9 protein-coding genes and 3 rRNA genes are annotated in these 13805 nt (G+C 64.4%); 4 read left to right on the top strand and 8 right to left on the bottom strand.

Annotation, left to right across the window (positions count from 1 at the left end):
- Positions 1 to 3 precede the first annotated feature (3 nt).
- Positions 4 to 894: a GNAT family N-acetyltransferase gene (locus KIK06_RS12350; RefSeq protein ID WP_268643250.1), complete on the top strand. Its 891-nt coding sequence runs from the start codon at positions 4 to 6 to the stop codon at positions 892 to 894.
- Here KIK06_RS12350 and KIK06_RS12355 read toward each other — a convergent pair.
- From KIK06_RS12355 to tyrS, 7 genes are all read right to left on the bottom strand, one after another.
- A complete protein-coding gene (locus KIK06_RS12355) occupies positions 872 to 1258 on the bottom strand; it encodes an NUDIX domain-containing protein (protein WP_268643251.1) in 387 nt (128 codons plus the stop codon). The two genes, KIK06_RS12350 and KIK06_RS12355, sit on opposite strands and share 23 nt — an antisense overlap.
- Before the next feature lie 20 nt (positions 1259 to 1278).
- Positions 1279 to 1929 carry a hypothetical protein gene (locus KIK06_RS12360; RefSeq protein WP_268643252.1) on the bottom strand — a complete coding sequence of 217 codons (651 nt, stop codon included), beginning with the start codon at positions 1927 to 1929 and terminating at the stop codon, positions 1279 to 1281.
- Between the two features lie 29 nt (positions 1930 to 1958).
- Positions 1959 to 2630: a hypothetical protein gene (locus tag KIK06_RS12365; RefSeq protein ID WP_268643253.1), complete on the bottom strand. Its 672-nt coding sequence runs from the start codon at positions 2628 to 2630 to the stop codon at positions 1959 to 1961.
- 430 nt (positions 2631 to 3060) lie between these two features.
- Positions 3061 to 3176 (bottom strand): 5S ribosomal RNA (gene rrf / locus KIK06_RS12370).
- A 100-nt stretch (positions 3177 to 3276) separates the two neighbouring features.
- A 23S ribosomal RNA gene (locus KIK06_RS12375) occupies positions 3277 to 6365 on the bottom strand.
- Between the two features lie 325 nt (positions 6366 to 6690).
- A 16S ribosomal RNA gene (locus KIK06_RS12380) occupies positions 6691 to 8223 on the bottom strand.
- Together the 16S, 23S and 5S rRNA genes form the textbook arrangement of a ribosomal RNA operon.
- A gap of 836 nt (positions 8224 to 9059) precedes the next feature.
- Complete coding sequence (gene tyrS, locus KIK06_RS12385) at positions 9060 to 10364, bottom strand: tyrosine--tRNA ligase (protein ID WP_268643254.1); 1305 nt, start codon at positions 10362 to 10364, stop codon at positions 9060 to 9062.
- A 265-nt stretch (positions 10365 to 10629) separates the two neighbouring features.
- Here tyrS and KIK06_RS12390 point away from each other — a divergent pair, with 265 nt between their 5' ends.
- From KIK06_RS12390 to KIK06_RS12400, 3 genes are all read left to right on the top strand, one after another.
- Positions 10630 to 11439, top strand: a complete 810-nt coding sequence (locus KIK06_RS12390; RefSeq protein ID WP_268643255.1) for an alpha/beta fold hydrolase — start codon at positions 10630 to 10632, stop codon at positions 11437 to 11439.
- Positions 11432 to 12061: a TetR/AcrR family transcriptional regulator gene (locus tag KIK06_RS12395; RefSeq protein ID WP_268643256.1), complete on the top strand. Its 630-nt coding sequence runs from the start codon at positions 11432 to 11434 to the stop codon at positions 12059 to 12061. The genes KIK06_RS12390 and KIK06_RS12395 overlap by 8 nt, the downstream gene beginning before the upstream one ends.
- A 369-nt stretch (positions 12062 to 12430) precedes the next feature.
- A complete protein-coding gene (locus KIK06_RS12400) occupies positions 12431 to 13150 on the top strand; it encodes an HNH endonuclease family protein (protein WP_268643257.1) in 720 nt (239 codons plus the stop codon).
- Positions 13151 to 13226: 76 nt separating this feature from the next.
- Here KIK06_RS12400 and KIK06_RS12405 read toward each other — a convergent pair whose 3' ends face one another.
- On the bottom strand, positions 13227 to 13730 hold the full coding sequence (locus tag KIK06_RS12405; RefSeq protein ID WP_268643258.1) for a hypothetical protein: 504 nt from the start codon (positions 13728 to 13730) through the stop codon (positions 13227 to 13229).
- Positions 13731 to 13805: the final 75 nt, after the last annotated feature.

The raw sequence follows: 13805 nt of genomic DNA on the forward strand, positions 1-13805 counted from the left end.
GACATGACGATCCGAGAGCTCACCGCGGACGACGTCCCCGAGGCCCACCGTCTTCTGAGCGACGCCTTCCCCGCTCTGGTCGTGTCCGAGGAGGCCGTGGGCTGGCGCCTCGAACACGGATCACCCGGCGCGGACCACCGCGCCCTGGTCCGTGTGCAGGACGGCCGGATTACCGGGCACGTCCGTTCGGTGCTGCGCGACGGGGTCGGTACCACCCTGCTCATCGCGGGCGAGGACGGGACGGGCACGGACCTGTTGACCGCCTCCGAGCGGAGCTTGGTCGAGCGGGGCGCTCGGAGTCTGCGTGTGACGGCGGCCGAAGAGGCGGTCCAGCGCGACGGTCAGGCTCTCCTCGAACTCCTCGGCGGGAGCGAGGTGGTCGACACCCACCAGATCCTCGGGCTCGACCTCCAGAACCTGCCGCCTCTTCCGGCCGCGCCCGTCGGCGCGGAGCTGCGCACGTGGCACGAGCTCGATCCGCGCGCGCTGTACGAGCTCGACCGCCTCACCAGCGCGGACGAACCCGGGGAAGCACCTGCATTCGCGTCGTTCGAGAACTGGTACGCAGAAGTGTGGGGGCACCCTCTCTACGACCTGGACCTGAGCCTGGTCCTGCTGCTCGACGGCAGGCCGGTGGCCATCACCTGTTACGTCTCAGACCGCAGGGCCCGGATGGAGTCGGCGATGACCGGCACCCTCCGTGAGTACCGGGGCCTGGGGCTGGCCGGCTATGCCAAGACCGCCGCTCTGCACCGTGCGCGGGAGAAGGGCTTCACCCGTGCCTACACGGGCAACCACACGGACAACGCGCCCATGCTCGCGATCAACGAACGACTGGGATACCGGCTCGTGGGCAGCGAGCACACCTTCGTCAGGGAAGTTCCAGCTCCGTGAGCAGATGGGCGTACAGGCCATCGGACCACGACAGGTCCTCGGGCAGGTAGGCGAACTCCCGCACCTCGACGGTCTCGAAGTCGCCGCTCAACGGCGCGACGTCCACGACCTGGGCGCTGGTGACCACGGTGACGTGCCCGCTGGCCAGAACGTAGTACCCCAGCACGGACACCTCCCCGAGGGTGGCGTTCGCCTCCTCCCGGACCTCACGCACGACGGTGTCGTGGACGTCCTCCCCGGGTTCGGCGTGTCCGCCGGGGAACTCCCAGGCCCGATCCCGGTGGCGCACCATCAGCAGCCGGTCGCCCCGCAGCGTCAGGCACACCACCGAGTCGTGGGACTCGGGCAGCACCCCCAGATGCACCCGAGCCCCACCGAGCGGCCTCAGTCCCGCTCCTCGTCGTCGGTCTCCTCGGCTTCTTCGGCGTCCGTCCAGATGATGCCGTCGTGGTCGACATCCACGAGTTCGACACCCTCCAGGGCGGCGAGGCGCTCGTCCGCGTCGGTGACGCCCTCACGGTCCACCGCGGACGCCCGCGCGAAGTACTCGCGAGCGTCGTCCTCGCGGCCGAGTTCCTCCAGGACGTCGGCGTAGGCGTAGAAGAGCCGTGCGATCCACGGCCGCGCGCGGCGTTCCTTGAGTTCTGGGACCTGGAGTTCGACCAGGGCGGCCTGGAGATCACCCATGTCGCGTCGGGCCCCGGAGGCGACGATGCGCAGCTCGATCCGATCGGCGGCGTCCAGCTTCGCGGCCGCCGGGTCGTTGCCGATCTCCAGCGCACGCTCGGGTCTGCCGAGACCACGCTCGCAGTCGGCCATGATCGCCAAGAAGCTGTCCCGACCACTCATCCGACGAGCGGCTCGCAGGTCGGCGAGGGCCTCCTGCCACTTGCCCACCGTGTAGGCCGCGACACCCGACGCCTCACGGACTCCGGGTACACGCGAAGCCTTGCGGCGAGCGAAGGCCGCGTGCCCGTACGCCCGCTCCGGGTCCTCGTCCAGCAGCAGGCCGGCGGCAACGATGTGCTTGCCCACGAGTTCGGCCAGGGACTTCGGCAGCGAGTTCAGGTCACGCTTGGTCTCGGGATCCAGCTGCTCGTAGGTGGCCGCCTCCGGCAGCGGAGGCGCGATGTCCGCGGGGTCGCGGTCACGATCACGGGATCGGTCGTCCCGGCGGTCGTCGCGACCCCGGAAGCCGCCACGGTCATCGCGCCGGTCGCCACGGAAACCACCCCGACGATCATCACGCCGGTCTCGGTAACCACCACGCCGGTCATCGCGACGGCCCTCACGGCGATCACGGTCGTCGCGACCCCGGTAACCACCACGGTCATCCCGCCGGTCATCGCGACCCCGGAAGCCACCACGATCGTCCCGCCGGTCATCCCGACCCCGGAAGCCACCACGATCGTCCCGCCGGTCATCCCGACCCCGGTAACCACCACGGTCATCCCGCCGGTCATCCCGACCCCGGAAGCCACCACGATCGTCCCGCCGGTCATCCCGACCCCGGTAACCACCACGGTCATCCCGCCGGTCATCCCGACCCCGGAAGCCACCACGATCGTCCCGCCGGTCATCCCGACCCCGGTAACCACCACGGTCATCCCGCCGGTCATCCCGACCCCGGAAGCCACCACGCCGGTCATCGCGCCGGTCGCCGCCGCGTCCCCTCTCACCCCGGGAACCGCTATAGCCGGAACGGGAGCGGGGTCCGTCGCCGCGTCCCCGACCATCGGGCCTCCCGGAACGGTTGCCGCTACGGTCGTTGGCTCCGGAATCCTCGCGGTCTCCCGATCGGCTGTCCTCAGTCATCAACCCGTCCGTCAACATTCAAAAGCGCCGCCAGCGTAGGGTGCGGCAGCGCATCAAGTATTTGTCCCCCCAGCTTACGGTATCTGTACCCCCGGAACGCCCTCCCCAGGGGTGACCAGTCCCCCAGCACCGAAGGCGCCGTGAGGTCACAGCACCTGGCTGGGAGGTGGCCCGTTGGTTGTCCACAGGTCCACAACACGGGATAGCACCCCACCTCCCACCCACGCTTAACTAGAAACCGGGGGGACCCACCCCACGCACCCACCCCCACACCCCATCGTTCACAAACGCACAAACCCCGGCACACAAAAAAAGGGGGCCGCCCCGTCAAGGACGACCCCCCAAGAAAAACCGTGGCAGCGACCTACTCTCCCACCCCACCACAGGGCAGTACCATCAGCGCACAAGGACTTAACGACCGGGTTCGGAAAGTTACCGGGTGTAACCCCTCTGCCATAACCACCACGGAAACCCAACACCACCACAACCCCCACCCCCACAAAGGGAACCAAGGAGCCACAGCGGAAAACCGTGTGAAACAGTATGCGCGAACACCCAATTATCTGCAGCGGACAAGCCCTCGACCTATTAGTACCGGTCAGCTCCACCCCTCACAAGGCTTCCACACCCGGCCTATCAACCCTATCGTCTCTAGGGAGTCTTACCCTCTCAAAGGAGGCAGGAGACCTCATCTCGAAGCAAGCTTCCCGCTTAGATGCTTTCAGCGGTTATCCCTCCCGAACGTAGCCAACCAGCCATGCCCTTGGCAGGACAACTGGCACACCAGAGGTTCGTCCGTCCCGGTCCTCTCGTACTAGGGACAGCCCTTCTCAAGTCTCCAACGCGCACAGCGGATAGGGACCGAACTGTCTCACGACGTTCTAAACCCAGCTCGCGTGCCGCTTTAATGGGCGAACAGCCCAACCCTTGGGACCAACTCCAGCCCCAGGATGCGACGAGCCGACATCGAGGTGCCAAACCATCCCGTCGATACGGACTCTTGGGGAAGATCAGCCTGTTATCCCCGGGGTACCTTTTAGCCGTTGAGCGACACCGCTTCCACACGCCGGTGCCGGATCACTAGTCCCAGCTTTCGCTCCTGCTCGACACGTCCGTCTCACAGTCAAGCTCCCTTGTGCACTTACACTCAACACCTGATTACCAACCAGGCTGAGGGAACCTTTGGGCGCCTCCGTTACTCTTTAGGAGGCAACCGCCCCAGTTAAACTACCCACCAGACACTGTCCCCGAACCGGATCACGGTCCAAAGTTAGATGCCCGAAACAGTCAGAGTGGTATTTCACCAACGCCTCCACCGCCACTAGCGTGACAGCTTCACCGGCTCCCACCTATCCTACACAAACCATCCCAAACACCAATGTCAAGCTATAGTGAAGGTCCCGGGGTCTTTCCGTCCTGCTGCGCGAAACGAGCATCTTTACTCGTAGTGCAATTTCACCGGGCCCATGGTTGAGACAGTGGGGAAGTCGTTACGCCATTCGTGCAGGTCGGAACTTACCCGACAAGGAATTTCGCTACCTTAGGATGGTTATAGTTACCACCGCCGTTTACTGGCGCTTAGATTCCCAGCTTCGCGGGCCGAAACCCACTAACCAGTCCTCTTAACGTTCCAGCACCGGGCAGGCGTCAGTCCGTATACAGCGTCTTACGACTTCGCACGGACCTGTGTTTTTAATAAACAGTCGCTTCCCCCCGCTATCTGCGACCCCACCCAGCTCCGACCGAAAAGATCTTCACCAGACAGGGCTCCCCTTCTCCCAAAGTTACGGGGACAATTTGCCGAGTTCCTTAACCATGGTTCACCCGAACGCCTCGGTATTCTCTACCTGACCACCTGCGTCGGTTTAGGGTACTGGCCACACACGAACTCGCTAGAGGCTTTTCTCGACAGCATGGGATCACTCACTTCACCAAAAACGGCTCGGCATCACGTCTCAGCCACACGGTGCGCGGATTTACCAACACACCAGCCTACACGCTTACCCCCGGACAACCACCGCCGGGTAGAGCTACCCTCCTGCGTCACCCCATCACTTACCTACTACAACATCGGTTCCCAGACCAGAAAACCCAAGCTCCCCGAAGGGACCCTAGGCATCCAGCGTGGTTAGCATCCGTCGCCTCGATACTGGACGCTCGTGCACGGGTACGGGAATATCAACCCGTTATCCATCGACTACGCCTGTCGGCCTCGCCTTAGGTCCAGACTCACCCTGGGCGGATTAACCTGCCCCAGGAACCCTTAGTCAATCGGCGGCAACGTTTCTCACGTTGCTTTCGCTACTCATGCCTGCATTCTCACTCGCACACCCTCCACCACACGATCACTCGGCAGCTTCACCGGATGCACGACGCTCCCCTACCAACCCAGCCAAACGACTGGGCTCCACAGCTTCGGCGGTGTGCTTTAGCCCCGCTACATTATCGGCGCAGAACCACTTGACCAGTGAGCTATTACGCACTCTTTAAAGGATGGCTGCTTCTAAGCCAACCTCCTGGTTGTCTCAGCAACTCCACAACCTTTCCCACTTAGCACACGCTTAGGGGCCTTAGCTGATGATCTGGGCTGTTTCCCTCTCGACTACGAAGCTTATCCCCCGCAGTCTCACTGCCGCGCTTCACTTCACCGGCATTCGGAGTTTGTCTGACGTCAGTAACCTTGTCGGGCCCATCAGCCAAACAGTAGCTCTACCTCCAGCAAGAAACACGCGACGCTGCACCTAAATGCATTTCGGGGAGAACCAGCTATCACGGAGTTTGATTGGCCTTTCACCCCTACCCACACCTCATCCCCCAGGTTTTCAACCCTGGTGGGTTCGGGCCTCCACGAGGTCTTACCCCCGCTTCACCCTGGACATGGGTAGATCACTCCGCTTCGGGTCCACAGCATGCGACTCAACGCCCTCTTCAGACTCGGTTTCCCTACGGCTACCCCACCCGGGTTAACCTCGCCACACACCATGACTCGCAGGCTCATTCTTCAAAAGGCACGCCATCACCAACCCGAAAGTCAGCTCTGACGGCTTGACAGCACACGGTTTCAGGTACTATTTCACGACCCCTCACCGGGGCACTTTTCACCTTTCCCTCACGGTACTAGTGCACTATCGGTCACCAGGACGTATTTTGGCTTAGCAGGTGGTCCTGCCAGATTCACACGGAATTCCTCGGGCTCCGCGCTACTCGGGAGAACATCAACACCTAACCAACGACTTCATCTACGGGACTCTCACCCACTACGGTGCTGCTTCCCAACAGCTTCAACTATCGTCGATATCAGCGCTCCAGGCCGGCAGACCTGAAAAGATGCACCCCACAACCCCGCACACGCAACGACTGCCGTCTATCACACGCGCACGGTTTAGCCTCTTCCCCGTTCGCTCACCACTACTCAGGGAATCACTGTTGTTTACTCTTCCTACGGGTACTGAGATGTTTCACTTCCCCGCGTCACCACCAACTGCCCTATACATTCAGACAGCGGCAACCCGACACAACTCGGGCTAGGTTTCCCCATTCGGACACCCACGGATCAAAGCTCGGTTGACAACTCCCCGTGGACTATCGCGGCCTCCCACGTCCTTCATCGGCGCCTGGTGCCAAGGCATCCACCGTATGCCACTATCACTTGGCCACTACAGATAACAAGATGCTCGCGCACACTATTCACAAATCAAAACACCAACCGCATACCCAAACACCACTCACACCAGAAGCAAGAAGACTCATCGTCTCCCACCACCAGAACAAGAGTTCTCCGGGGCGGTCCGCGGGAACCAACCCAAGGGTTGCTTCCTCAGACACCCAACAGCGCGCCCCCGGGCGCTTCTAGTCGCCCGGGGCAAAGTTCGATTCTCATCTAAGCCACTCCCAACCGGTTCCACCAAGGGAACCCGGCGGGTCCACTTTCGAGTCCGACCAGCACATAGGAAAAACGCTGGTCTGTGAAAGACTCCTTAGAAAGGAGGTGATCCAGCCGCACCTTCCGGTACGGCTACCTTGTTACGACTTCGTCCCAATCGCCAGCCCCACCTTCACTCATTCCCTCCCACAAGGGGTTGGGCCACAAGTTTCGGGTGTTGCCGACTTTCATGACGTGACGGGCGGTGTGTACAAGGCCCGGGAACGTATTCACCGCGGCGTTGCTGATCCGCGATTACTAGCGACTCCACCTTCATGGGGTCGAGTTGCAGACCCCAATCCGAACTGAGACCGGCTTTTAGGGATTCGCTCCACCTCACGGTATCGCACGCCCATTGTACCGGCCATTGTAGCATGTTTGCAGCCCAAGACATAAGGGGCATGATGACTTGACGTCGTCCCCACCTTCCTCCGAGTTGACCCCGGCAGTCTCCCATGAGTCCCCACCATTACGTGCTGGCAACATGGAACAAGGGTTGCGCTCGTTGCGGGACTTAACCCAACATCTCACGACACGAGCTGACGACAGCCATGCACCACCTGTCACCCACCAACTAAATGACCCCACATCTCTGCAGGTCCACGGGTGATGTCAAACCTTGGTAAGGTTCTTCGCGTTGCGTCGAATTAAGCAACATGCTCCGCCGCTTGTGCGGGCCCCCGTCAATTCCTTTGAGTTTTAGCCTTGCGGCCGTACTCCCCAGGCGGGGCGCTTAATGCGTTAGCTACGGCGCGGAAACCGTGGAAAGTCCCCACACCTAGCGCCCAACGTTTACGGCATGGACTACCAGGGTATCTAATCCTGTTCGCTCCCCATGCTTTCGCTCCTCAGCGTCAGGTAAGGCCCAGAGACCCGCCTTCGCCACCGGTGTTCCTCCTGATATCTGCGCATTTCACCGCTACACCAGGAATTCCAGTCTCCCCTACCTACCTCTAGCATGCCCGTATCCACTGCAGAACCGGAGTTAAGCTCCGGTCTTTCACAGCAGACGCGACACGCCGCCTACGAGCTCTTTACGCCCAATAATTCCGGACAACGCTCGGACCCTACGTATTACCGCGGCTGCTGGCACGTAGTTAGCCGGTCCTTATTCCCCACCTACCGTCAACCCCGGGAGAACCCGGAGCCTGCGTTGGTGGTAAAAGAGGTTTACAACCCGAAGGCCGTCATCCCCCACGCGGCGTCGCTGCGTCAGGCTTTCGCCCATTGCGCAATATTCCCCACTGCTGCCTCCCGCAGGAGTCTGGGCCGTGTCTCAGTCCCAGTGTGGCCGGTCGCCCTCTCAGGCCGGCTACCCGTAATCGCCTTGGTAGGCCGTTACCCCACCAACAAGCTGATAGGCCGCGAGCCCATCCCTGACCGAAAAACTTTCCACCCTCCACCATGAGGTGGTGGGTCGTATCCGGTATTAGACGGCGTTTCCACCGCTTATCCCGGAGTCAGGGGCAGGTTGCTCACGTGTTACTCACCCGTTCGCCGCTCGTGTACCCCGAAGGGCCTTACCGCTCGACTTGCATGTGTTAAGCACGCCGCCAGCGTTCGTCCTGAGCCAGGATCAAACTCTCCATAAAGGTCACTCAACCCTGCCCGACCACCTGAAAGGGGTCTGGGCGGGTAAACCTAGAAGTAATCCTGACCAACCACTCTCGTGGTTAATCAAAGGAACCCTTCACACCGAACACGTGGTTCGTGTGTGACGGGGCCAAAACAAACATGGCTTAAAGAAAATCAAACACGCGCTGTTGAGTTCTCAAGAAGCAACCGCTCTTCCCGTACAAGCCCCGGTTTGTGTGTCCGGTCGCTCTTCCGTGGAAGGCGTCTGCGTTTCCGCTTTGTTGTGTCTTTACTTTATCAGGTGTTCCGTGTCCCGCCAAATCGGCGGTTTCGGATCAACCGAACGGGGTAAAGCACCCGTCTTTGTTCCATCTGCGTCGTATCCGTTCCGGTGATAACCATCGGTCTGGAAAGCGACTCCCCGACTCTACCGGATTCAAGTGGATGCCCGAACCACGATGAGGAGAGGAAGATATGGAGTGCGGCCCGGTTCTGAGCTGACCCCTGAGGATCGCTCGCCGTCCCGCAGCGACTCTTTCGAGTATAGGGAGATGACCTCTGGACGTCAAACCAGACCCCGGATCGGGTGGCAACCCGTGGATCCGGGGCCCTGTCGCCCCTGTCCGGGCGGCATCTTCAGGCCCCTGACGCGTCCGGACCTCACACCAGGACCGGGTGACCGCGTCGGCTCTGTCACTGTCAACTCGCTACCTGCCCAGGACATTCCTCATCGAAACCCCCATCCCGTCGACAACCGTCAGCGCATCCCCGAACCCCCGCGATCACACCCGCGCACGCGTCGGGGCCGACGCCCCAAGGACATCGGCCCCGATCGGCACGGAGGCGTCGCGGGTCAGGCTCCGTCGAGGATGACTCCACCGATGTTGCGCTTGCCCTTGCGCAGCACGACGAACCGTCCCTCGAGGACGTCAGCCGCACTGATCCGCGCCTCGACGTCAGCGACCTTCACGTTGTTCACGTACGCCCCACCCTCCTGGATGGCACGGCGGGCGGCGGACTTGCTGTTGGTCAGACCGCTCTGCGCGAACAGCTCAGCGACGGTCGGCAGTTCCTCGACCGGCCCCGACACCTCGGCCTTGGGCACCTCCGACAGCGCGGCCTCCAGCGTGCGAGCGTCCAGTTCCGCCAGGTCGGCACGGCCGAACAGGGCCAGGCTGGCGTCGATGACCTTGCGGCACTCCTCCTCACCGTGCACGAGCGTGGTGAGCTCCTGCGCCAGGGCGCGCTGGGCGGCGCGGGCCTGCGGCCGCTCCTCGGTCTGGCGCTCCAGCTCCTCGATCTCGCTCCTGCTGAGGAAGCTGAACACCTTGAGGTAACGGATGACGTCGCGGTCGTCGGCGTTGAACCAGAACTGGTAGAAGGCGTACGGCGACGTCAGCTCGGGGTCGAGCCAGACACTGCCCGACTCGGTCTTGCCGAACTTGGTGCCGTCGGCCTTGGTGAGCAGATTGGTGGTCAGGGCGTGCGCCTGGCCGTGCGGCTCGTTGCCGTCCATCCTGCGGACCAGGTCCAGCCCCGCCGTGATGTTGCCCCACTGGTCCGAACCGCCGGTCTGCAGGGTGCACCCGTAGCGCCGGTAGAGCTGGACGTAGTCGTAGGACTGGAGCAGCACGTAGCTGAACTCGGTGTAGCTCATCCCCTCGCCGTCGAGGCGGCTGCGGACGGTCTCACGCGCGAGCATCTGGTTGACACTGAAGTGCTTGCCGACGTCGCGCAGCAGTTCGATCGCGTTGATCTCGCCCAGCCAGTCGGCGTTGTTGGCCAGGATCGCGTCGGTCGGCTCCGGCTGCTCGCCCTCGGGAGTGAACCGGAGGAAGGCCGACAGCTGCGTACCCAGGTTGTCGACCCAGTTCAGCACCGTCTCGACCGAGTTCATCTGCCGCTCGGCGGTGGGCTTGGGGTCACCGATAAGCCCCGTACCACCGCCGACCAGCGCGATCGGACGGTGCCCCGCCTGCTGGAAGCGGGCCAGGGTAAGGATCTGGGTGAGGTGACCGACATGCAGGCTGCCCGCCGTCGGGTCGAATCCGCAATAGAGGGTGATCGGACCATCGGCGAGCGCCTTGCGGAGTGCGTCAAGGTCGGTCGTCTGCGCGAGCAGGCCGCGCCACTGGAGTTCGTCGATGATGTCGGTCACTGTCGTCTCTCTGTCGCTAGGGCGGGCCCCGGGCCCGATCTGCTGGGAAGTGTAGGCCGGGTCATTGCGGACGATCACCCGGTTTTCCTCGTACCCCACGCTATCGGGCCCGCTGGGGTGACCATCCGCCACACACAACGCCAGGGGCCACCGGGAAGAATCCCGCCCCGGCACCGCCCCTCGGCGCCTTGGCGGCCTTGACAGGAGAAAGCTAACAGTCTTAGCTTTTAGGCTATAAGCGCTAGCCAATACAGGGGAGCTCGACGTGCACCGTCTCCACCGCCCACAGGGGCGGATCGCCTACGACCTCTACGGCCCTGGAAACGACGGCACGCTCGTCGTCTGTGTTCCCGGGATGTTCGACCACCGCGCCTCGTTCCGGTTCGTCGGCGCCGCACTCGCCGCCGCCGGATTCCGAGTCGCGGTCATGGACCTGCGCGGCCACGGCGACAGTGACACCACCTTCGACCGCCACGACAACCGCGCGGCCGCCGAAGACGCCCTCGCACTCATCGAGGAACTCGGTGGGAACGACGCCATCGTGGTCGGCTGCTCCATGGGCGCAGCCGCGGCGGCCATCGCCGCCCAGGAGCGCCCCGACCTGGTCGCCGGGATCGCCCTGCTGGGTCCGTTCCTACGCAACGCCAAGCCGAACCTGTTCACCAGGATCGCGCAGAGGCTGCTGCTCGTCCGCCCATGGGCGCCCAGGGCGCTGGTGGCCTTCTACGACAGCCTGCACGCCGGCCGAAAGCCGGAAGGACACGAGGAGCAGAAGGCGCGCGTCCTGGCGATGCTGCGCCCCGCGGACCGTTTCCGGGCCGTGTTCTCCACCATCTACGCGCCCAACGAAGAGGTTCTGGAGCCGAGCGGCCTCAGGGCGAAGGCCGTGGTGCTCGTCGGTGAGCAGGACCCGGACTGGCCGGACCCCGCGGCCGAGGCCGCATGGGTGGCGTCGGTGGTCGGCGGATCCGTGGAGATGGTCCCCGAGTGCGGTCACTATCCGCAGTCCCAGCGGCCCGATGTCGTCGTGCCCGCCCTCCTGAACCTGGCCGAGCGGGTGCGTGCCGATGCCTAGGGCCGGACTGTCCCCACGGCTGGTGGCGGAGGAGGCGGCCCGGCTCATCGACGAGCAGGGCCTTGACGCCCTCTCACTGGCGGCAGTCGCCAAACGGTTCGGGGTGGCGGTTCCGAGCCTGTACAAGCACGTCGACGGCCTGACCGGGCTGCGGCGCGAGGTCGGCCTCCTTGGAGCGGCCGAACTCGGTGAGCGGCTGCGCGCCTCCGCCACCGGCCTCGCCGGGGTCGACGCACTACGCGCCGTGGCCGCGGCCTACCGCCGCTACGCGCACACCCATCCAGGTCGTTACGCCGCGCTCCAGCGGGCCCCCGGCGGGGACGACCGCGAGGCGCGGCGGGTTTACGCCATTCCGGTGGAGGTGCTCACGGCCGTCCTGAGCGGGTTCGGCATCGACGGCGACCAGGCGGTGCACGCCGTCCGTGCCCTGCGCAGCGCACTGCACGGATTCGTGGACCTGGAGGCGCAGGGTGGGTTCGGGCTGCCCGAGGACGTCGACGAGAGCTACGGACTCCTGGTCGAGGGGTTCGTGCGGGCCTTCCGGAGCTGGCCCGGCACCGGGCCCGCCCGAATCGGGGACGAGAAGGGCGCCGAGGGCGAACCGACGGGAGGAGGGTACTGACGCTGGCTGAACGTGTCGGCGTCGCGGGTGTCGTCAGTGACGACAGCGGTCGAGGGACCCTGGTGCTGGCTGGCGGCCGTCCTGTACACGTGGCGTACCTTCCGGGGGCGACTGAGCCGGACACGGGCATCGCTGTACAGCGCGGGCATCGGACCGCTGCTCATGGGATCGTTCGTGTACGACCTCCTCTCCGGTCAGCGTCTCCCCGGTCGATCCCCGCGGTCTCCTCCCGAGCACTCGTTCCCTCTCCACGCGCGAGGCGAGTCCCCGTCGGCCCGGCGCTGTTCCCCCTGGCCCACGCATACGCCAAGCTGGTGGGGCGCCCCGGAGCACCCCGCCCGGGGAATCGGACCGCGTTGGAGTACCCCCATGTCCAAGAAGATCCTCACCAGTGCCGCCGGTGTCCTCGTCGTCGTCGCGGCACTCGCCCTGTACCAGATGGGGGTGATCGACCTCGGCCCTCAGGAGTCGGACCAATCGGGTACCGGTGGCACCGCGGCCAACGGGGCACCCACCGAAGGGGCCGGCGAAACGTCGGCGAACGGTTCCCCCGACGCGGACGGGGCTCTCCAACTGCTGGAGGAACTGAGCATCGTGGAGGAGAACGATCCTCCCGGCTACGACCGTTCCCTCTTCCCGCACTGGGAGTCGGGGGTGCGGGACAACTGCACCGCCCGCCAGGTGGTCCTGCTGCGTGACGGTGAGAACGTGGAGGTCGACGACGAGTGCCAACCGGTCTCCGGTACCTGGTACAGCGAGTATGACGGGGAGACCCTCAACGAGGCCGGTGACATCGACATCGACCACATGGTTCCGCTCAAGGAAGCCTGGCGTTCGGGTGCGAGCGAGTGGACGACCGCCGAGCGCGAACGCTTCGCCAACGACCTGGACGCCTCCCCTCAACTGTGGGCCGTCAGCGCCTCCAGCAACCGCTCCAAGAGCGACGAGGACCCGGGTGACTGGCTACCCCCGCTGGAGTCCTTCCACTGCGACTACGCGGTGTCCTGGATCGAGGTCAAGCACACGTGGGAGCTCACCGTGGACCCGGACGAGGCGCGGGCCCTGCGCGAGGTGCTCGCGGGCTGCTGAGCCTCCGCCCGGATCGCCGGCCCATGGCCGCGTCCGCCCGTCCGACGCGACGGGCGGACGCGGCCGCACCGCTCCGTCAGACGAGGGGACGCTGACTGATCCCGCGCGCCGTCGCCAGCAGTTCCTCCTGGCCGAGGAGTCCGAAGGTGTCCCGGACCTCCACCGCGACCCCCGGCTCGGGGGACCAGAAGGCCTCGGTCTCGCCGTGCAGGGCCCGGGCCCCCTGGTTGTCGAACTCGTCGAGCTCCCAGTCGTCCGGGGAGCGCTCGTGGTACTCGGCAAGGAACGCGCGGACCGAGTCCAGGTCCGCGAGCCGGTCCCCGCGCATGACGAGAACCTGGAGGACGACCCTGGCGCCTCCGCCCTCCAAGGCCTTCTCCCACACGCGGGTGGAGAAGGACACGTCGCCCCACTCGTAGTCGAACTCGTCGACCGACGTCTGCTCGTCGACCTGCGCGGGCAGGTAACCGACGGTGAAGCCGTCCACGTCTCCTCCAGGGTCGGCGGCGGCCGGTGCCGCCGTGAGTACGAGTGCGATCAGGGCGGCGAGTGCCGCCACGAGCCGTCCGGTCATGGTCATGGGCACCTCCGACGGTGGTCCCGGGCCCCTCCCGATTCCCCGTCCCCATCCATGATCGAAGCGCTTCGGTCCCCT

The sequence above is a fragment of the Nocardiopsis sp. EMB25 genome, from assembly GCF_026797795.1.
Taxonomy (GTDB): domain Bacteria; phylum Actinomycetota; class Actinomycetes; order Streptosporangiales; family Streptosporangiaceae; genus Nocardiopsis; species Nocardiopsis lucentensis.

Excerpts from the sequence above, each read along its gene's own strand:
- KIK06_RS12350 (WP_268643250.1), top strand. The coding sequence starts at position 4 with ATGACGATCCGAGAGCTCACCGCGGACGACGTCCCCGAGGCCCACCGT.
- KIK06_RS12400 (WP_268643257.1), top strand. The coding sequence starts at position 12,431 with ATGTCCAAGAAGATCCTCACCAGTGCCGCCGGTGTCCTCGTCGTCGTC.
- KIK06_RS12395 (WP_268643256.1), top strand. The coding sequence starts at position 11,432 with ATGCCTAGGGCCGGACTGTCCCCACGGCTGGTGGCGGAGGAGGCGGCC.
- KIK06_RS12365 (WP_268643253.1), bottom strand. The coding sequence starts at position 2,630 with ATGGTCGGGGACGCGGCGACGGACCCCGCTCCCGTTCCGGCTATAGCG.
- KIK06_RS12405 (WP_268643258.1), bottom strand. The coding sequence starts at position 13,730 with ATGACCATGACCGGACGGCTCGTGGCGGCACTCGCCGCCCTGATCGCA.